The following is a 19,114-nucleotide window of genomic DNA, read 5'->3' on the forward strand; positions in this document are numbered from 1 at the left end:
AACTCAAAACTCCGCAATATGCGTTACATTCGGCCGGTGTCCACGCCTCTCGATCCCTCCGAAGCCGACTGGTCCACCAGGCACTCCGTGCTGTCCACGGCGCGGCGCACCGCCGCCCTGGTCAACGTGCTCTCGGGCGGCCCTCCCGGCCCCGGCGCCGGTTCCGACCCCGCGCCCGACGCGGTCGCCGAAGTGCTGCGCGCCCACGGCGAGATCGATCCCGTCGACCTCACCTCCCAAGACGTCGAAGGGATGCGCGCGGCGGCCGTCCTGCTGCGGGAGGTCTTCGCCGCGGACTGCGCCGACGCCGCCGCGCACGCCCTCAACCGCCTCCTCGGGGCGCACACGGGAGCGCTCCGGCTGACGTCCCACCAGGGCACCACGCCCTGGCACCCGCACCTCGACCGCGGCGACGACGCGCCCTGGCCGGAATGGTTCCTGGCCTCGTCCTGCATGGCGCTGGCCGTCCTGGTCTGGGACCGCCAGCGCCCACCCGGCAGGGTCTGCGCGTCCGGTGCCTGCCGCAATGTCTTCATCCGGCAGGGCAGCGGTCCGGAGCGCCGCTACTGCTCACGCCGCTGCGCGACGAGGGAGCGAGTCGCGGCGCACCGGCGCAGGGGCTGACAGTCCGCCTGACGGGGCCTCAGACGCCGAACTCCGTGGGCGGGATGCCGAGCGCGGTGCACGCCTCGCGGATCGCGTACTGCTCGGACTGCTCGAAGGTGCCGTCGGCCCCGGCGACGACCATGCCGGTCTGGACCACCGCACGGGCCTCCGCGGGCTTCTTGGCGGCCTTGGCGATCACCTGGAGCGCCTCGGCCCTGCCCTGCTCGAAGTTGGCGAGGAGCCGGTCCACGTGCTGGTTGAACCGCTGGCGGAGCTGGTCCGCCGGGAAGTTCTGAAGCACCTCGTTGGAGACGATCAGCTCCTCCACGCGCTGCCGCTCCGACGGCTCCACCCGCCCGTCCGCGGCGGCGACCAGCGCGCACATGGCCATGCTGGCGTCCCGGTAGGCCCCGCTCTTGAGCTCGTTCTTGGCCGAGGCGAGCTGGGCCTTGAACATTCCGATCACCTGGGCCTTGGAACCGCCGGAGGAGCCGGAGGACGAGCCGGACCTGCCGCCTCCCAGGGGTCCGTGCGACCCCTGCCCGGATCCGCCCGCTCCCCGAGCACCCTGGGACTGCTGGAAGGTCTTGGCCTGGTCCTTGATCTTGTCCCACATCGCCACTCGTGCCACCTCGGCTTCTGTCGCTGTGCATCGGTCTGTCCTGGGCCGCGATTTCCCGCGGTCACCACGATGAACGCGCCCGGGAACCACAGGGTTCCCCAAAAGCAAAGGGAAGGCAAAGCGACTTTCGGCTGTCCCCGCTCGAACCGTCCCGGCTCGAACTGTCCCTACTGGGACGCCGGGTGGGCGCGGTCCTGGTCCGGGGCGCCGGTGTGCCGACGGCAGGACGCGTCGTGCCACGTGCCCAGAGAGGTCCACCACCGCTCGCAGCAGTCGTCGTGGTCCGGGAAGCGTGCGCCGGGGCCCGTGCACTGCGGGCCGTGCACGACGCCGTCGGCGTGCCGCCAGAACGCGCAGCACGGTTCGAGACCCGCCCCGGGCGGCTGCCGCACGCCGGGGCGGGCCAGGTACTCGGCGCGCACGGCCAGGGCGACACCGCGCCGGTGCAGCGCGCCCTCACGTGCCGCGCACCAGGCGAACACGGCGGCGGCGTACAGACCGGGCAGGGCGAGCCAGGGGTGACGGGTGGCGGCGTATCCGGCGGCGGCGAGAAGGAGCACGGCGGCGGCACGGCACGCACGGGCGGTGCGCAGGCTCGGCGTCACAGGGAACTCCCGTGGGTCGGCGGGGGAGAAGGCCTCGGGCCATCCGTATGCCCCCGGTTCGCCGTCCTACGTGCGGTGCCCTGGCCGAAATTCCGTTGCGCCCGTCACCGCGGTCCCCGACCCTGCTCCTCATGTCCCCTGCCGACCTGCGACCGGCCACACTCGCCGACGCCCCCGCCATCACCGAACTCCTCAACGAGATAGACCGGATCGAGATCGGCCGTCCCGAGACCGACCAGCACACCGTCGAAGCCGACCTGAAGCACCCGCGCACGGACCTGGCCGAGGACTCGTGGCTCGCCCTCGACGACGGCCGGCCGGTGGCGTACGGGCTGCTGTGGGACGACTCCGGCGGGGAACGCGTCGACATCGACCACTACGTGCTGCCCGACCACCAGAGGTGCGGGCTGCGCATGCTGGTGGCCATGGAGGCCCGCGCCCTGGCCAGGGCACGGGCGAACGGCGCGGAGCGCGCCGTCGTCCACCTGCACCTCAACGCCCGGCCCACCACCGACACCACGCTCCTCACCGAGCGCGGCTGGAGCGTCGTGCGCACCCACCACGTACTGCGCCGCACGCTGGACCCGGCGGCCGACCTCCCGCCCGAGACCCCGGTGGGCGTCCGGGTGCGGGCGTGCGCCACGGAGTCGGACCGCGTCAAGGTGTACGAGCTGTACCAGCGGTCTTTCGCGCAGCACTTCGACTTCCAGCCGCGCCCCTACCGGCTGTGGCTCGACGACATCGACGCCGCCGGGCTGGACTGGTCCCTGGTGTGGATCGCCGGCACCGACGACCTGGGCGACGCCGGATTCCTGATCGCCCGGGACGACCGCGAGGCCATGGGCTGGATCCGCGGCATCGGCGTGCTGGGCGAGGCCCGTGGCCGCGGTCTGGGCGGCTTCCTCCTGCGCCACGCCTTCGCCCACTTCGCCGCGCGGGGCCGGGACACGGTGGGCCTCGGCGTCGACACCGCCAACGCGACGGGCGCCCCGCGGCTGTACCGCCGCAACGGCATGACGGTCCACTTCGCGGTCGACACCTGGGAGGCCGTGCTCGTCTGAGGCACCGCGCCGGGCACCGCGGGGTGCGGCCCGTCGTGCGAGGGACCGTCAGGGGCGGCCCCGCCACGCCGTCAGGACCGCTCCTGCGCGTGGTGGCCCAGGGCCGCGCTGCGGCTCGTCGCCAGGTGATGGAGCACCAGTTCCTGGACGCGGTCCACGTCACGCGCCGCGATGGCCCGGTAGAGGGCGTCGTGCTCCAGGGCGACGGCGAGCAGGTCGTCGTGCTGGCCCAGCAGCCAGCGCAGCCGGCTGCGCAGGACCCGCTCCAGTTCGTTGAGCAGCTCGTTGGCGGCCAGGGAGACGACGGTCTCGTGGAAGTCGGCGGCGGCCCGGCGGGCCCGCACCGCGTCGTTCGCGCGGGCCGCGTCGAGTTCGGCGTCCACCGTCGCGCGCAGCCGTTCCAGCCCTTCCCGCGTGTGCCGCTGGGCGGCGAGCCGGAACCCCAGGGTCTCCAGGCCCGAGCGGACCTCGTCCAGGTCGGCGATGTCGCTCGTGGTGAACTCCCGCACCACCGCCCAGCTCCGTGGCCTCGGTGTCACCAGACCCTCCGACACCAGGGTCTTGAGGGCCTCGCGGACCGGGAGCCGGCTCACGCCGAGGGACTCGGCCAGGTCCCTTTCGACCAGGCGGCTGCCCGGACTCCGCACCCCGTCGACGATCTCGTCGCGCAACCGCCGCGTGACCCGCTCGGACTCGGGCGTGAAGCCCTCTGACGCAGCCATCGCCGTCCCTCGTCTGTTTCCCGTTCCCCGGCACGCCGACCGCGCCGTGCGGGGCGGCGGTCGGGCGGCCCGTCAGGATACCCCGGAGGCCGCGGGCGGCCGGGGCGGGACGGCGCGACGACGGGTCAGCCCGCCTGCGGGGGCCAGTTGACGATCCGCTTGGGACGCGGGCGGGCGTACGTGCGCACCTTGGACGTGGACAGGCCGAGCCGGACCAGGGACTCCGCGACCGTCACGGCGGCGGCCACCCCGTCGACCACGGGGACACCGGTGCGCTCCACCACACGCTCGGCGAGACCCGCCATGCCCCCGCAGCCCAGGCAGATCACCTCGGCCCGGTCGTCCTCGACCGCGCGGGCGGCCTGCTCGGTGATGGCGTCCACGGCGGCCTGTTCGTCCCGCTCCAGTTCGAGCACGGCGAGCCCGCTGGCCCGCACCGAGGCGCACCTGGCGCTCAGTCCGGCCACCTCCAGCCGCTCCTCGATGAGGGGGACCGTGCGGTCGAGGGTGGTGACGACGGAGTAGCGGCGGCCCAGGTACTGCGCGGTGCTCGCCGCCGCCTCGGTGATGTCGACGACGGGCACGTCGAGCAGTTCCTGGAGCCCTTCCCGCCCGTGTTCGCCGTAACCGGCCTGGATCACCGCGTCGAACGGCCCCGGATGGGCGCGGACGGCCTCCATCACCGCGACCGCGGCGAGGTAGCTCTCGTAGTTGCCCTCGACGGACTCCGCGCCGAAGGCCGGCGTCAGCGGCACGATCTCGGTGCCGGGGGAAGCGGCGCCGGCGGCCTGCTTGCCGATCGCGTCGGTGATGGACTGCGTGGTGTTGACGTTGACCACGAGGATGCGCATGGGGGCCTGGGCCTTCTGCTCGGACGGGTGCTCCGCGACGGCGCGGGGACGGGGCGGCGCGGCGTCGGTGCGGCGCGGATCCGGTGCGGTGCGGGGACGGGCCGGCGCGGGTGCGGGCCGGTGCGGGGCGTTGGGCAGGGTTCCGTGGGGGCTATTCGGCGGCGACGGCGATGGCCTCGCCGTCCACGTCACGGAACGGGGAGGCACGGTCGGCGATCAGCGCGTACAGCCCCGCGGCGAGGACCGCGCCGATGAACCAGGAGAATCCGGCCGCGGCGTGGAAGAAGGGGACGAGGGCGACGACGACGGCGATCGCGGCGCTGGGGACGAAGGCGGCGACGGCACGCGGGTTGTAGCCGCGCCGGTAGTGGTACTCCGCGGCCGCGTCCTCGGTGTAGAGGGCCGGCACGTTCACGCGGGACTTCCGCAGCAGCCAGTAGTCCGCCATGATCACGCCGAACAGGGGGCCGAGCAGCGCGCCGAGCCCGCCCAGGAAGTAGTTCACGACGACGGGGCTGTTGTAGAGGTTCCACGGTGTGATCACCAGGCCCAGGACCGCGCTCACCAGACCCGCGCGGCGGAAGTCGAGCCGGTGCGGGAAGAGGTTGACCAGGGCGTAGATCGGCGCGACGAAGTTGGCCAGCAGGTTCACCGCCACCGTGAGGGCGATGAGACAGAGCGAGGCGACGGCCAGCAGGAACATGTTGGGGATGGTCCGCACGATGTCCGTCGGGCTGGTGATCACGTGCCCGTCGAGGGTGAACTGGGCTCCGCTGAGGACCGCCACGATGACCGCGAAGAAGAGCATGTTCACCGGGATGCCGATCACGTTGCCCCGGACGATGGAGCCGCGGCTGCGCGCGGACCGGGTGAAGTCGCAGAAGTTCAGTACGAACGTCCCGTAGATCACCACCCACAGGGCGGCGGCCTGGAGCACCTGGAGCCACATCGCGCCGCCGGTGAGCGGATCGCCGATCGACACGGAGACCGAGCCGTCGGCCCGGACGAACATCCACACCGCGAGGGCGCACATCGTGAGCAGCGTGGTGGGCGCCGCGAAGGCCATGTACCGGCGGATCATCTGCATCCCGTAGCTGACGATGAGCACCTGCACGGCCCACAGCGCCAGGAAGGTGATCCAGCCGAGCGTCGACTGGCCGAGCAGGGAGTTGGTGTCCAGGGAGGCCAGGGACGGGAACATGGCCACCAGGAGGGCGCTCAGCACGGCCGAGGCCAGATAGGTCTGGATACCAAACCAGGCGATCGCCACGGCACCGCGGACGGTGGCCGGAATCTTCGCCCCCTTGATGCCGAACGCGATGCGGCTCATGACGGGGAACGGCACGCCCGTCTTGTGGCCCATGAACCCGGACAGGGTGAGCAGGAGGAAGAGCAGGACCGAGGCGAGGGCGAAGGCGGCGAGGATGCCCCACACGTTCAGCCCGAGGGCGAACAGTCCGATGGCGAAGGCGTAATTGCCCAGGCTGTGCACGTCGTTGGCCCACAGCGTGAAGACGTTGTAGGCGCCCCAGCGGCGCCCTTCCCGCTTCGTCGGGGCCAGGTCGTACGTGTAGAGGCCGGAGCTGGTCGCGGTGTCGCCGGTCCGGGTGGACGGGCGGCGGTCTTCCAGGGCAGTCATACGGGACTCCTGGGCTCAGGTGCGGGGAGTTGGAGGCTTTCACAAAGCGGAAGCGGCTTTCCGGTGCCCAGAACGTAGTTTTCGCCAAACCGCACCGTCAAGGGGTCTGCGGCAAATGGAATACCATTTTTCGAGCCGTCGGCGGGTGCGGTGCGGCGGCATGCCCCCGCGTGCTTCTCCGGACGCCGCCGGCCGCGGCGGCCGACGGCCCGGCCTCAGCGCCGCGCGCTGCCCTCCGTGCTCTCCCGCAGGACGAGCCGGTGGTCCACGACGAGGTCCCGGGGCGCCTGGGCCTCCGACCCGGCGCCGTCCGGAGCCGTCGCCTCCTCGATGCGGTGCTGGAGCAGCTGGACGGCGACCCTGGCCACCGCCGCCTTGTCCGGGGCCACCGTGCTCAGCGTCGGGACGCTGAACCGCCCGCCCTCCACGTCGTCGAAGCCGATGACGGCGACGTCCTCGGGCACCCTGACCCCGTGCTCGTGCAGGGCGCGCAGCGCGCCCAGCGCGAGCTGGTCGTTGAGGCAGAGCAGCGCGTCGGGCCGCGCGCCCTCCGAGAGGGCCCGGGTCACGGCCCGCGCACCGTCGGGCATCCGGAAGGAGTCGACCGGCAGCACGGCCGCCGGATCGTAGGCGATGCCCGCCTCCGCCAGGGCGGCCCGATAGCCGCGGGTGCGGGCCTGGGCCGTCCCCAGACCGACGTCGTCGCGCCCGCCGAGGGCGAGGACGGTGCGGCGCCCGAGCCCGATCAGATGGCGGGTCGCCTCACGGGCGGCGCGCTCGTTGTCGATGGCCACATGGTCGGCGCCCTCCTCCAGCAGCTCGCCGAGCAGCACCGTGGGCGGGAGGCCCGTGCGGTCCCGCAGGTCGTCGGCGGTCAGGGCCAGCGGGCTGAGGATGATGCCGTCCACGAAGGTGGAGCCGAACCCGGCCAGCGCCGCCAGTTCGTGGGCGCGATCCGCCCCGGACTGATGGATCAGGACGGTCAGGGAGCGTTTCTCCGCCTCGCGGACGACATGCCGGGCCAGCTCCGCGAAGTACGGTATGTCCAGTTCCGGGACGACGAGGGCGATGATGCCGGTTCTGCCCTTGCGCAGGTGACGGCCGGCCAGGTTCACGCGGTAGCCGAGGTGTTCGATGGCCTCGCGCACCACCTGCCTGGTGCGGTCGGAGACATGGGCGTAGTCGTTGATGACATTCGACACCGTCTTCTCCGACACGCCCGCGTGACGTGCGACGTCCTTGATCCTGGGCCGTGCCACCGAGACCTCCCTGCCTCTTCCGCGCTGCCCGAGTGTATGTCCCGGTGTGGTGAGGGCTTCGGCGCAGGTCCACTTCCGCCCAGCTCTTTACAGCCAATGTACATCGATGTAAAAACTAGCCACCGCATGAGCTCCGGCCGTCGAAAGGTCCGCGATGAGTTCCCGTTTGCCTGCCCAGGGGGTGCCGGCCGTGTCCGACCCGGTCCGCCGCCCCAGCCGCCGCCGGCTGCTGCGTCACGCCATGGCCGGGGCGGGAGCCCTGATCGCCGCGGGCCCGCTGTCCGGCTGCGCCGCACCGGCCTCGGCCTCCGGGGCGTCCGCCCTGAGCGTCTGGGACCTCTTCCAGGGCGGCGACGGCATGCTCATGGACGACATGATCGAGGCCGTGTCCAAGGGGACCGGGGGAGCCGAGGGCTTCGAGGTCGACCGTACGATCCTGGACTGGGGCCCGTCGTACTACACCAAGCTCGCCATGTCCGCGGCCGGCGGACGGGCCTCCGACGTGGCCGCCATGCACCTCTCCCGGCTCGCGGGCTACGCCCCCGGCGGCCTGGTGGACGCCTTCGACCTGGACCTGCTCGCCGAGTACGGCGTCACGGAGAAGGACTTCACCCCGGCCGTGTGGTCCCGCACCCGGCACGAGGGGACCGTCTACGCGATCCCGCTGGACGTCCACCCCTTCATCGTGTTCTACGACAAGAAGGCGGCCGAGAAGGCCGGGCTCCTGGACACTTCGGGCGAGCTGGCCCCCATGGGATCCCCCGAGGCCCTGCTGGACGCCGGCAGGGCCCTCGCCGAGGCGACCGGGGAGGCGGGCATCCTGTTCGGCCACGTCACCGACACGGCCCAGAACTGGCGCCTGTTCGCCGGCCTCTACGCGCAGACCGGCGCCGAGTTCGACCTGCCCGACGGCGGCCCCCCGAAGATCGACGTCGACGCCGCCGTACGCGCCGTCACCCTCATGACGCGGCTCTTCGACGGGAAGACCAACCCCAACAACCTGGACTACAACGGCGCTCTGGCCGCCTTCTCCAGCGGCCGCGGCGGCATGGCGATGCTCGGCGAGTGGGAGCTGCCGACGCTGAAGAAGTCCGGCATGGAGCTGGGCGCCGCGCCCTTCCCGCAGGTCTTCGAGAAGCCCGCCGTCTACACCGACAGCCACAGCTTCGTCCTCCCGCACCAGAACAGCCCCGACTCGGCCCGGCGCCGCGAGGCCCACCGCTACGTCGCCCAGATACTCAAGCAGAGCCTCACCTGGGCGAGCGCCGGACACATTCCCGCCTACCAGCCCGTCCTCGCGGAGCCCGAGTACGCCGCGCTCGACCCGCAGGCCTCCTACGCCGACGCCGCGAAGGTGGCGGTGCTCGACCCGCCCAACTGGTTCGCGGGCGCCGGTTCCAACTTCCAGAACCGGATGTGCCAGCCGCTCCAGTCGGCGCTGCTGGGCGACACCACCCCCGAGAAGGCGGTGCGGCAGATGGTCCGCGAGGCGGACACCCTGCTGCGGCAGCCCAACCCGGTGGCCTGACCAGCGAAAGGAGTGACCGACGTGACCACCACCGCACCCCTCGGCACCGAGGAGCAGACCGGCCCGCCCGCTGCTCCGGCGGACGGGCGCCGCACCGCCCTCGGCCGCATACGCACCGGCAACGGGCTCGTCTTCGTCCTGCCGTTCCTGCTCGTGTTCGGCCTCTTCATGGTGTGGCCCATCGTGCAGGGCCTCTGGATGAGCTTCACCGACAGCTCGCTCGCCCTGCGCGACACGAGCTTCGTCGGCTTCGACAACTACACCGAGGCGTTCGGCGACGCCGACGTGTGGAGCAGCCTCGGCAACACCGTCTTCTTCACCGTCGTCTCGAGCGTGCCGCTGGTGCTGGTCGCGCTCGCGATGGCGCTGCTGGTGCACAGCGGACTCGCCGGGCAGTGGGCGTGGCGCCTGTCGTTCTTCGCCCCCTACCTGCTGCCCGTGACCGTCGTGACCATGATCTGGACCTGGCTGTACCAGCCGGAACTGGGCATGGCCAACCAGCTCCTCGACGCCCTCGGCATGGCACCGGTCGGCTGGCTGTCCGACGAGTCCGTCGCCATGTGGTCGGTCGCCGCCCTCACCGTCTGGTGGACGGTCGGCTTCAACTTCCTGCTCTACCTCGCGGCGCTCCAGTCCCTGCCCACGACCTTCGACGAGGCGGCGGCACTCGACGGGGCCGGCGCCTGGCGCCGCCTGTGGTCCATCACCCTGCCGCAACTGCGCAGGACCACAGGACTGGTGGCGATGCTCCAGGTCCTGGCCTCCCTCAAGGTCTTCGACCAGATCTACATCCTCACCAAGGGCGGCCCCAACGGCTCCACCCGGCCCGTCCTCGAGTACGTCTACGACGTGGGCTTCACCGGCTACCGCCTCGGCTACGCCTCCGCCGTCTCGTACCTCTTCTTCGCCCTGATCGTCGTCGTCTCGCTCGTGCAGCTCCGCCTCTTCCGCCGGGAGGACTGACCGTGTCCGCAACCGCCACCACCCTCCGAACCCGGCGCCGTCCACCCCGCGAAGCGGCCGGCTCGCCCCTGCTCCTCGGCCACGGGAGGCTGCCCCGCGCCCTGGCCGGAACCGCGCTCGTCGTCCTCGCCGTCCTGTGGCTGCTGCCGTTCGTGTGGGCCGTCATCACCTCGGTGCAGAGCGAGGAGGACATCAACACCACCGGGCTGTCCCCGTTCAAGGGCGCCTTCACCCTGGACGCCTACCAGCAGATACTCGAACGCGGGAACGTCACCGTCTGGGCCTTCAACAGCTTCCTGATCTCGGCCCTGGTCACGCTGATCACCGTCGCGGTCTCCACCCTCGCCGCGTACGGCTTCTCCCGCGGCACCTTCCGCGGCCGCCGGGCGCTGCTCGGGGTCACCGTGGCCGCCATCATGGTCCCGCCGCAGCTGCTCGTCGTGCCGCTGTTCGACCAGATGACCCTGTTCAACCTGGTCGACACCTACGCGGCGGTCATCCTGCCCCAGGTCGTCGCACCGATGATGGTGTTCATCCTGAAGCGGTTCTTCGACGGCATCCCCAAGGAGCTGGAGGAGGCGGCGCGCATCGACGGCGCCTCCGAGTTCCGGGTCTTCCGGTCGGTCGTCCTGCCGCTCTCCCGGCCGATCGTGGCCGCGGTGGCGATCTTCGTCTTCATCGGTGCCTGGAACAACTTCATGTGGCCGTTCATCGTCACCAACGACCCCGACCTGATGACCCTCCCGGTGGGCCTGGCCACCGTCAAGGACGCCTACGGCATCCAGTACGCGCAGTCCATGGCCTCCGCCCTGCTGGCCGCGCTGCCGCTGATCGTGGTCTTCCTCCTCTTCCAGCGCCGCATCGTCAACTCCGTGGCCACCACCGGCCTCGGCGGTTCCTGAACCCCCACAGCTGTACCCACGGGCTCGGCGTCCGCACGCCCGGCCCACCGATCGACTGGAGCATGTGTGCCCACTCACTCCGTACCGCGCCCGGAGTACCCGCGACCGCAGTTCACGCGCCGCGACTGGCTCAACCTGAACGGCGCCTGGCAGTTCGAGACCGACCGGGGGGACAGCGGCCTCGAACGCGGTCTGCTCGACCGCGAGCTGCGCGAGGAGATCCTCGTCCCCTTCCCGCCCGAGTCCGAGCTGTCCGGCATCGGCGACACCGACTTCCTCGAGGCCGTCTGGTACCGGCGGGCCGTCACCCTGCCGGCCGCCTGGGCCGGACGCCGCGTACTGCTGCACTTCGGCGCCGTCGACCACGACACCACCGTGTGGGCCGACGGCAGGGAGGTCGCCCGGCACCGCGGCGGCTTCACCCCCTTCACCGCCGACCTCGGCGACATCGCCGGGGCGGGGGAGGAGGTCGTGATCACCGTCCGGGCCCGCGACCCCAAGTCCGGCCCGCAGGCCCGCGGCAAGCAGGCGATCAAGTACGCCAACCACGACTGCAACTACACCCGGGTCACCGGCATCTGGCAGACCGTCTGGCTGGAGCCCGTCCCCGAGACACACCTGCGCCGCCCCCGGATCACCCCCGACCTGGCCGGCTCCGCCTTCCACCTCGAACTGCCGCTGTCCGGCAACCGCCCCGGGCACCGGGTGCGCGCCGTCCTCGCCGACGCCGACGGCGAGGTGAGCCGCGCCGAGGCCCGCGCCGACCTCGACCTCGCACCGCGCCTGCACCTGCCGGTGCCGCACGACCGGCGGCGCGAGTGGGGACCCGAGGACCCGCACCTGTACGACCTGCGCCTCGAACTCCTCGACGCCGCGGGACAGGTGGTCGACAGCGCCGAGAGCTACGCCGGACTGCGCGCCGTGGGCCTGCGCGGCAAGGCCGTCCTGCTCAACGGGCGCCCCGTCTTCCAGCGCCTCGTCCTCGACCAGGGCTGGTACCCGGACGGGCTGATGACCGCCCCGACCGACGAGGCCCTGGTCAAGGACATCGAGCTGGCCATGGCGGCCGGATTCAACGGCGCCCGGCTGCACCAGAAGGTCTTCGAGGAGCGCTTCCTGCACCACGCGGACCGCCTCGGCTACCTGGTCTGGGGCGAGTTCGGCGACTGGGGCTGCGAGACGGGCGGCTCCTCGGGCGACAACCAGAAGCCCGACGCCTCCTACGTCGCCCAGTGGCTCGAGGCGCTGGAGCGCGACTACTCGCACCCCTCGATCATCGGCTGGTGCCCGCTCAACGAGACCTACCAGAAGCTGCACGACCGGATCACCCAGCTCGACGACGTGACCCGGGCGATGTTCCTGGCCACCAAGGCCATGGACACCACCCGCCCGGTCGTCGACGCGTCCGGCTACGCCCACCGGGTCGCCGAGACCGACATCTACGACTCCCACAACTACGAGCAGGACCCCGCCGCCTTCCGGGAGCTGATGTCCGGCCTCGCCAAGGACGCGCCGTTCGTCAACGCCCACGAGGGCGGCGCCCCCTACTCCCAGCCCTACCGGGGCCAGCCGTACTTCGTCAGCGAGTTCGGCGGCATCTGGTGGGACCCGGAGGCGGCCGCCGCGCAGTCCGGCGAGGACCGCACCGTCTCCTGGGGCTACGGGGAACGCGTCCGCAACGAGGACGAGTTCCACGAGCGGTTCAGCGGCCTCACCGAAGTGCTGCTGGAGGACCGGAACATGTTCGGCTACTGCTACACCCAGCTGACCGACGTCTTCCAGGAGCAGAACGGCATCTACCGCTTCGACCGGGGCGAGAAGCTCGACGTCGCCCGGGTCCGGGCCGCCCAGCTGCGCCCGGCGGCCATCGAGGAACCGGAGGGCTAGCCGGCGCGGGGCCGGAGGCGGCGCAGCTGACCGTCCTCCGGCCCCCGTGCACGCGGATCAGAAGGGGCGGTCGCCCTCGACGGCGACGCGTTCGGCGACCCGCCGCTCGGTGCCGTAGTCGCCGACCGCGTAGTGCTGGGTGGCGCGGTTGTCCCAGAAGGCGACGTCGCCGGGCTGCCAGCGCCAGCGCACCTGGTACTCGGGCACATGTGCCTGCTGGAAGAGGAAGCGGAGCAGGCGGTCGCTCTCGTCGCGCTCCATGCCGGTGATGTGGGTGGTGAAGGACGTGTTGACGAACAGCATGCGCCGGCCCGTCTCCGGGTGCGTGCGCACGACCGGGTGCTCCACGGGCGGGAACAGGTCCTGGTGCGGCAGCAGTCGCTCGGGCCCGTAGAACCGTGCGAAGCCCGGGATGAAGTCGTGCACGGCGCTGGCGCCGTCGACGCGCTCCTTCACCTCCCGGGGCAGGTTGTCGTAGGCCGCGGCCATGTCCGCCCACATCGTGTCCCCGCCGAACGGCGGCACCTCGCGCAACTGGAGCACCGCACCGAGCGCGGGCCGCTCCCGGAAGGTGACGTCGGTGTGCCACACGTTCTCGTACGTCGGGGTGGACCCGGCGCCCTTGTCGAACCGGACGATGTCGTCGCCGGCACCGGCGGCGAGCAGGGGGTTGGTCTCCAACTCGCCCCAGTTGCGGGCGAAGTCGCGCTGCTGCCCGGAGGTGAGGTGCTGAGCCCGGAAGAACAGGACCTTCCACTCCAGCAGGGCCCGGTTCAGCTCCTCGCGCAGGGCGGGAGTGAGCGGACGGGAGAGGTCGGCACCCCGGATCTCCGCGCCGATGGTGCGCGCCTGCGGGACGATCTCGAAGAGCTCGTAGGGCCGTTCCTCCCGGCCCTCGGGCAGCCGGCGCAGCGTGCGCCGGCCCTCGTACATTCCGTCCGCCGGGATGCGTGCTTCACGCAGGACGGTGTTCGGGCCGACGGCCGTGACGGACATGGGAGTCCTCCCCTTGTGTGACGGGACGTGTGTGACAGGACGTGTGTGACGGGACGCGTGGAATCCGGCCAAGGGGCGGCGAGGCCACCGACGAACGGCCGGGGTGAACGAGGTGCTACGGGTGCTCCGGGCTGTGGGCCGGAGAGGATGCCGACGGGCTACGACGCGACGGGCGTCGGACGGTCGGTGCGGAGAAGGCCGTTAAAGGCCGGAACGCTCACAGCCGGTTCGCTCGGGCACACGGCAACACTCCGCCGCGGTGCCGAACCGGTATGTGGTCATGGCACCGATTGTGTGATCTTTCCTCGCCCGTGTCAATGGGGTCACGGAGCGAGAGGAACGAAGGGGCGCAGGTCGTCGCCCTCGGGCTGGACGACCCCGTAGCTGCTCTCGGGCACCTTGTTCCACACGCCGGGCAGGTCGCCCAGCGGTTCCGACACGATGAGGCGGCTGTTGTCGGACGCCTCCTTGAGGAAGGGCAGCCCGGGGTGCAGCGCACGCAGGCTCTCCACCCGGCTGCTGTAGTAGAGCGACCGCGACTGACCCTGGCTGGAGTAGCGGAAGGCCCACAGCCGCCGCCCCTCGGTGACGGCGACCGTCATCTGCATCGGGAACTCCACGCCGTGTTCGTGGCCGATCTCCTCCACCAGGCCCGCCATCCGGGCCACGGCCGCCGGCGGGTCGTCCTCCAGACCGAGCGTGAGCGCCAGGTAGAACATCATCTCCGAGTCCGTCGAGCCCTCGATGTCGAGGAAGAGCCGCGGATCGACGGCCAGGGCGAGGTCGCGGCGCAGCCGGTGGAACTCGGCGATCGCGCCGTTGTGCATCCACATCCAGCGGCCGTGGCGGAAGGGGTGGCAATTGGTCTGCTGCACGGCGCTGCCCGTCGAGGCGCGGATGTGCGCGAAGAACAAGGGGGAGCGGACATGGCTCGCGATCTCCCGCAGGTTGCGGTTGCTCCAGGCCGGCCCGACCTCCCGGACGATCGCGGGCGTCGCCATCTCCGGCCCGAACCAGCCGACCCCGAACCCGTCCCCGTTCGTCGTCTCCACCCCCATACGGGCGTGCAGGCTCTGGTCGATGAGCGAGTGCTCGGGCTGGTACAGCAGGGACTCCAGGAGGACGGGTGTCCCCGAGTAGGCGAGCCATCGGCACATCGCTCCGTCGCCTCCCTGGCGGCCTGCGGCGCCCCGGACGTCAGTCGACCGGCCAGGTGTGGACCGGGGCGTTGAGGTGCATGTAGTCCATGTACTGCTGGGTCATCCGGCGCAGCGCCTCGTGGCGGTCGGGCCTGGCGGTGGCATCGATGTGGTGGAACATCTCCTTCTGCCAGACCGCGCCGTTGCGGCCGGTGACGCAGCGCTGCTCGATGATGCCGAGCAGCGGCTCCCGCCAGGCGGAGTCCATGCCCGACAGCTCCAGGCCCCGGTGGGCCAGCGGCAGCAGCCGGCGCAGGACCAGTTCCGGCACGGTCACCTCGCCCACTCCCGGCCAGTACAGGTGTGCCTCGATGCCGTGCCGGGCGGCGGTGTGCAGGTTGTCCTCGGCGACCGAGAAGGACATCCGCGACCACACCGGACGCTCCTCCTCCACCAGGGCGCGGGTGAGCCCGTAGTAGAAGGCGCCGTTGGCCAGGGTGTCGGCGACGGTCGGGCCGGCCGGCAGGACGCGGTTCTCCACGCGGACGTGCGGCCTGTCGTGGGCGACGGCGTAGACGGGCCGGTTCCACCGGTAGATGGTGCCGTTGTGCAGCGTGAGTTCGCCCAGCTCGGGGATGTCGCCGCGGTCGAGGGTCTCCGCGGGATCCTGCTCGTCGCACAGCGGCAGCAGCGCGGGGAAGTAGCGGAGGTTCTCCTCGAACAGGTCGAAGACGCTGTTGATCCAGCGCTCCCCGAACCACACCCGGGGCCTGACCCCCTGCGCCTTGATCTCCTGCGGCCGGGTGTCGGTGGCCTGCTCGAACAGGGGGATGCGGCTCTCGTGCCACAGTTCCTTGCCGAGCAGGAAGGGCGAGTTGGCCGCGAGGGCGACCTGGACACCGGCTACGGCCTGGGCCGCGTTCCAGTAGTCGGGGAACTCCTCAGGCGCGACCTGGAGGTGGAACTGCGTGCTGGTGCAGGCGGCTTCGGGCGTGATGGTGTCCGCGTAGGTCCGCAGGCGGTCGACGCCGTCCACCTCGATGTGCAGGTCCTCGCCCCGGGCGGCGAACACCTGGTCGTTGAGGAGCCGGTAGCGCGGGTTCTCCGACAGGGCCGCCTCGCCCACGTCCGACTGGCGCAGCGTGGGGAGGGTGCCGACCATGATCAGATGGGCGCCGACCGACGCGGCACGGTCCTCGGCGTGGTTCAGGGCGGCACGGATCTCGGTCTCCCAGGCGTCGGGGCCGCCCGCCGTCAGCTGCCGGGGCGGGATGTTGATCTCCAGGTTGAACCGGCCCAGCTCGGTGGACCAGGCGGGGTCCGCGATCGCCTCGAGGGCGTCGCTGTTGCGCATCGCCGGTTCGCCCCGGTCGTCGACCAGGTTCAGCTCGATCTCCAGGCCGACCTGGGGCCGCTCGGTGTCGAACCGGGACTCGCGCAGCATCTGCGCGAAGGCCTCGAGGCACTCCTGCATCTTGATCCGGTACCGGCGGCGGTCCTCGCGGGTGAAGACCAGCGCCGGGACGTCCCGTCCCATGGGTCCTCCCGGGGTTGCCTTCCGCGGACGCTCCTCCACCCCAGCGTCGCACCACCCGGAGTACCCCACCAGACGAGAGAAAACGGGGGTCCACCGCACCGCGTGCGGCGGACCCCCGTCGGCTCCGGTCCCCGTGGGACTGATCAGGCCTTACAGCTTGCCGGACGCGCGCACCGTGATCTTCTTGGACGTCTTGCCCGCCGGCGAGGAGCCGTAGCCCTCGATCTTGTCGACCACGTCCGTGCCCTCGACGACCTTGCCGAAGACGACGTGCTTGCCGTCCAGCCACGAGGTGACGACGGTGGTGATGAAGAACTGCGAGCCGTTGGTGTTCGGGCCCGCGTTCGCCATGGAGAGCAGGTACGGCTCGGTGTGCTTCAGCTGGAAGTTCTCGTCCGCGAACTTCTCGCCGTAGATGCTCTTGCCCCCGGTGCCGTCGCCCCTGGTGAAGTCACCGCCCTGGAGCATGAACTGCGGGATGACGCGGTGGAAGGAGGAACCCGCGTAGCCGAAGCCGTGCTCGCCGGTGGCCAGCTCCAGGAAGTTCTTGGCGGTCTTGGGGGTGACGTCCTCGAAGAGTTCGAAGACGATGCGGCCCGCATCCTGGCCGTCGATGTCGATGTCGAAGTAAACCTTGGAATTGCTCATCGCACCATTGTGACGTGTGACCCCCGGTGATGCCGAACCGGCTGCCCGTTCAGCGTGTGGCGAGCAGTCCGAGGGTGTCGATCACACGGTTCGAAAAGCCCCATTCGTTGTCGTACCAGGCGACCACCTTGACGTGGCGTCCGTCCACGCGGGTCAGTGCCGAGTCGAAGATCGACGAGGCCGGGTTGCCCGTGATGTCGGAGGAGACCAGCGGGTCCTCGGAGTACTCCAGCACCCCGGCGAGCGGACCGTCGGCGGCGGCGCGGTAGGCGGCCAGGACGTCCTCGCGGGTCACGTCGCGGGCGACGGTCGTGTTCAGCTCGACGATCGAGCCCACCGGGACCGGCACGCGGATCGAGTCGCCCGAGAGCTTGCCGTCCAGGCCCGGCAGCACGAGGCCGATCGCCTTGGCGGCGCCGGTCGTGGTCGGCACGATGTTCACCCCGGCGGCGCGGGCGCGGCGCGCGTCGCGGTGCGGGCCGTCCTGGAGGTTCTGCTCCTGCGTGTAGGCGTGCACCGTCGTCATGAAGCCGTGCTCGATGCCCGCCAGCTCGTCGAGGACCGCCGCGAGCGGCGCGAGGGCGTTGGTGGTGCAGGACGCGTTGGAGACGATCGTGTGCGCGGCCGGGTCGTAGGCGTCGGTGTTCACCCCGTAGGCGAGCGTCACGTCGGCACCGCTCGACGGGGCGCTGACCAGGACCTTCCGCGCACCCGCGGTGAGGTGGCCGCGGGCGGCGTCGGCCGAGGTGAAGCGGCCGGTCGACTCCAGCACGATGTCGACGCCCAGCTCGGCCCAGGGCAGCCGGGCCGGCTCGCGCTCGGCGAGCACCTTGATGCGGTGCCCGTCGACGACCAGGGTGTCCCCGTCGACCGTCACCGGACGGCCGAGCCGGCCGGCCGTCGAGTCGAAGGCGAGCAGACGGGCCAGGGTGGCGGGCTCCGTGAGGTCGTTGACGGCGACGACCTCGAGTTTCGTGTCGCGCTCCAGCAGCGCACGCAGCACGTTGCGCCCGATGCGGCCGAATCCGTTGATGCCGATGCGAGTCATGAGTGGTGTGTCCCTTCGTTCTGCCACCAGGTCCTTCCCCCTCAGGCTCGCGCAGGCCGGCCGGGGGCAGCAGCGGCGCGAGAGCCATGGTTCGCAAGGATCACGCCAGGGCGGGGCGTGGCGGGGCGGCGGTACGCGGTCACTCGCCCTGGGCGAAGGTGCGCCGGTACTCGCTGGGGGTGGTGCCGAGGATGCGCTGGAAGTGCAGTCGCAGATTCGCACCGGTGCCGAGCCCGACGTCGGCGGCGATCTGCTCGACCCCGCGCTCCGAGCGTTCGAGCAGCTCACGGGCCATGTCGATCCGGGCGCGCATGATCCACTGCATCGGGGTGTACCCGGTGTCCTCGACGAAGCGCCGGGAGAGGGTGCGCGCGGACACCGCCGCGTGCCGGGCCAGCGCCTCCAGGGTGAGCGGCTCACCGAGGAGGCGCAGCGCCCACTCGCGGGTGGCGGCGAACCGCTCGCCCAGCGGCTCGGGCACGCTGCGCGGCACGTACTGGGCCTGACCGCCGCTGCGGTAGGGGGCCGCCACCAGACGCCGGGCCGCGTGGTTCGACGCGGCCACCCCGAGGTCGCCGCGCAGGATGTGCAGGCACAGGTCGATGCCGGAGGCGGCGCCCGCCGACGTCAGGACGCTGCCCTCGTCCACGAACAGCACGTTCTCGTCGACCCGCACGCGCGGATGCCTGGCCGCCAGGGCCCGTGTGTAGTGCCAGTGCGTGGTGGCCCGCCTGCCGTCGAGCAGGCCCGTGGCGGCGAGCGCGAACGCGCCGGTGGAGATGGCGGCGAGCCGGGCGCCCCGGTCGTGGGCCGCCGTCAGCGCGTCGACGACGGTCCGCGGCGGGTCGTCCACGTCGGGGGACCGGTAACCGGGCAGGAAGACCACGTCGGCCCAGGCCAGGGCCTCCAGGCCGTGGGCGACGTGGTACGACAGGCCGTCACCGCCGGTCACCAGGCCGGGCGCCGCGCCGCACACCCGCACCTCGTACGGCATGCTCGCGCGCGTCGTGAAGACCTGCGCCGGGATGCCGACGTCGAGCGGTTTCGCGCCTTCGAGCACCAGGACGGCGACGCGGCGCAGGCGGGAGGACGGCACGGCAG

At 71.6% G+C, this 19,114-nt stretch carries 18 protein-coding genes; 6 read left to right on the forward strand and 12 right to left on the reverse strand.

The window, feature by feature from the left end:
- Positions 1 to 18: 18 nt before the first annotated feature.
- Entirely contained in the window at positions 19 to 624 is a 606-nt protein-coding gene (locus OHA99_RS34850; RefSeq protein ID WP_153181399.1) for a CGNR zinc finger domain-containing protein, read from the forward strand.
- A 19-nt stretch (positions 625 to 643) separates the two neighbouring features.
- Here the strand turns inward: OHA99_RS34850 and OHA99_RS34855 are convergent, their stop codons facing one another.
- Together OHA99_RS34855 and OHA99_RS34860 are read right to left on the reverse strand one after the other, a co-directional pair.
- The gene (locus OHA99_RS34855) at positions 644 to 1,228 is read right to left on the reverse strand and encodes a tellurite resistance TerB family protein (RefSeq protein ID WP_042825622.1); all 585 of its coding nucleotides are present in this window, start codon (positions 1,226 to 1,228) and stop codon (positions 644 to 646) included.
- Positions 1,229 to 1,395: 167 nt separating this feature from the next.
- On the reverse strand, positions 1,396 to 1,833 hold the full coding sequence (locus OHA99_RS34860) for a hypothetical protein (protein ID WP_366472701.1): 438 nt from the start codon (positions 1,831 to 1,833) through the stop codon (positions 1,396 to 1,398).
- Between the two features lie 131 nt (positions 1,834 to 1,964).
- On the opposite strand from OHA99_RS34860, the gene OHA99_RS34865 reads away from it, so the two are divergent.
- Positions 1,965 to 2,894 (forward strand): GNAT family N-acetyltransferase, encoded by a 930-nt coding sequence (locus OHA99_RS34865; protein ID WP_153181401.1) that lies wholly within the window; start codon positions 1,965 to 1,967, stop codon positions 2,892 to 2,894.
- A gap of 71 nt (positions 2,895 to 2,965) precedes the next feature.
- On the opposite strand, the gene OHA99_RS34870 is transcribed toward OHA99_RS34865, so the two are convergent.
- From OHA99_RS34870 to OHA99_RS34885, 4 genes are all read right to left on the reverse strand, one after another.
- Positions 2,966 to 3,616 carry a GntR family transcriptional regulator gene (locus OHA99_RS34870; RefSeq protein WP_007446382.1) on the reverse strand — a complete coding sequence of 217 codons (651 nt, stop codon included), beginning with the start codon at positions 3,614 to 3,616 and terminating at the stop codon, positions 2,966 to 2,968.
- Between the two features lie 125 nt (positions 3,617 to 3,741).
- Positions 3,742 to 4,467 (reverse strand): aspartate/glutamate racemase family protein, encoded by a 726-nt coding sequence (locus OHA99_RS34875; RefSeq protein WP_165686949.1) that lies wholly within the window; start codon positions 4,465 to 4,467, stop codon positions 3,742 to 3,744.
- A gap of 151 nt (positions 4,468 to 4,618) precedes the next feature.
- On the reverse strand, positions 4,619 to 6,106 hold the full coding sequence (locus tag OHA99_RS34880) for an NCS1 family nucleobase:cation symporter-1 (RefSeq protein WP_153181403.1): 1,488 nt from the start codon (positions 6,104 to 6,106) through the stop codon (positions 4,619 to 4,621).
- A gap of 215 nt (positions 6,107 to 6,321) precedes the next feature.
- Positions 6,322 to 7,365: a LacI family DNA-binding transcriptional regulator gene (locus OHA99_RS34885; protein ID WP_405698740.1), complete on the reverse strand. Its 1,044-nt coding sequence runs from the start codon at positions 7,363 to 7,365 to the stop codon at positions 6,322 to 6,324.
- Positions 7,366 to 7,519: 154 nt separating this feature from the next.
- Here OHA99_RS34885 and OHA99_RS34890 point away from each other — a divergent pair, with 154 nt between their 5' ends.
- From OHA99_RS34890 to OHA99_RS34905, 4 genes are all read left to right on the forward strand, one after another.
- Entirely contained in the window at positions 7,520 to 8,893 is a 1,374-nt protein-coding gene (locus OHA99_RS34890) for an extracellular solute-binding protein (protein ID WP_405698741.1), read from the forward strand.
- A 21-nt stretch (positions 8,894 to 8,914) separates the two neighbouring features.
- Positions 8,915 to 9,856, forward strand: coding sequence for a carbohydrate ABC transporter permease (locus OHA99_RS34895; RefSeq protein ID WP_165686953.1), 942 nt, complete (start codon positions 8,915 to 8,917; stop codon positions 9,854 to 9,856).
- Positions 9,857 to 9,858: 2 nt separating this feature from the next.
- On the forward strand, positions 9,859 to 10,758 hold the full coding sequence (locus OHA99_RS34900; protein WP_366472702.1) for a carbohydrate ABC transporter permease: 900 nt from the start codon (positions 9,859 to 9,861) through the stop codon (positions 10,756 to 10,758).
- Positions 10,759 to 10,824: 66 nt separating this feature from the next.
- Entirely contained in the window at positions 10,825 to 12,645 is a 1,821-nt protein-coding gene (locus tag OHA99_RS34905; protein ID WP_381499223.1) for a glycoside hydrolase family 2 protein, read from the forward strand.
- Between the two features lie 57 nt (positions 12,646 to 12,702).
- Here the strand turns inward: OHA99_RS34905 and OHA99_RS34910 are convergent, their stop codons facing one another.
- From OHA99_RS34910 to OHA99_RS34935, 6 genes are all read right to left on the reverse strand, one after another.
- The gene (locus OHA99_RS34910) at positions 12,703 to 13,641 is read right to left on the reverse strand and encodes a TauD/TfdA family dioxygenase (protein ID WP_153181409.1); all 939 of its coding nucleotides are present in this window, start codon (positions 13,639 to 13,641) and stop codon (positions 12,703 to 12,705) included.
- Positions 13,642 to 13,964: 323 nt separating this feature from the next.
- Positions 13,965 to 14,798 carry a class II glutamine amidotransferase gene (locus tag OHA99_RS34915; RefSeq protein ID WP_153181410.1) on the reverse strand — a complete coding sequence of 278 codons (834 nt, stop codon included), beginning with the start codon at positions 14,796 to 14,798 and terminating at the stop codon, positions 13,965 to 13,967.
- 40 nt (positions 14,799 to 14,838) lie between these two features.
- A complete protein-coding gene (locus OHA99_RS34920) occupies positions 14,839 to 16,317 on the reverse strand; it encodes a glutamate-cysteine ligase family protein (RefSeq protein ID WP_153181411.1) in 1,479 nt (492 codons plus the stop codon).
- Between the two features lie 150 nt (positions 16,318 to 16,467).
- The gene (locus OHA99_RS34925) at positions 16,468 to 16,965 is read right to left on the reverse strand and encodes a peptidylprolyl isomerase (protein ID WP_153181412.1); all 498 of its coding nucleotides are present in this window, start codon (positions 16,963 to 16,965) and stop codon (positions 16,468 to 16,470) included.
- Between the two features lie 49 nt (positions 16,966 to 17,014).
- Positions 17,015 to 18,013 (reverse strand): type I glyceraldehyde-3-phosphate dehydrogenase, encoded by a 999-nt coding sequence (gap, locus tag OHA99_RS34930; protein ID WP_153181413.1) that lies wholly within the window; start codon positions 18,011 to 18,013, stop codon positions 17,015 to 17,017.
- Between the two features lie 139 nt (positions 18,014 to 18,152).
- Positions 18,153 to 19,109: a GlxA family transcriptional regulator gene (locus OHA99_RS34935; RefSeq protein ID WP_153181414.1), complete on the reverse strand. Its 957-nt coding sequence runs from the start codon at positions 19,107 to 19,109 to the stop codon at positions 18,153 to 18,155.
- Between the last annotated feature and the right edge of the window lie 5 nt (positions 19,110 to 19,114).

The organism is Streptomyces coelicoflavus (assembly GCF_045041415.1).
In the GTDB taxonomy this organism is placed as follows: domain Bacteria; phylum Actinomycetota; class Actinomycetes; order Streptomycetales; family Streptomycetaceae; genus Streptomyces; species Streptomyces coelicoflavus.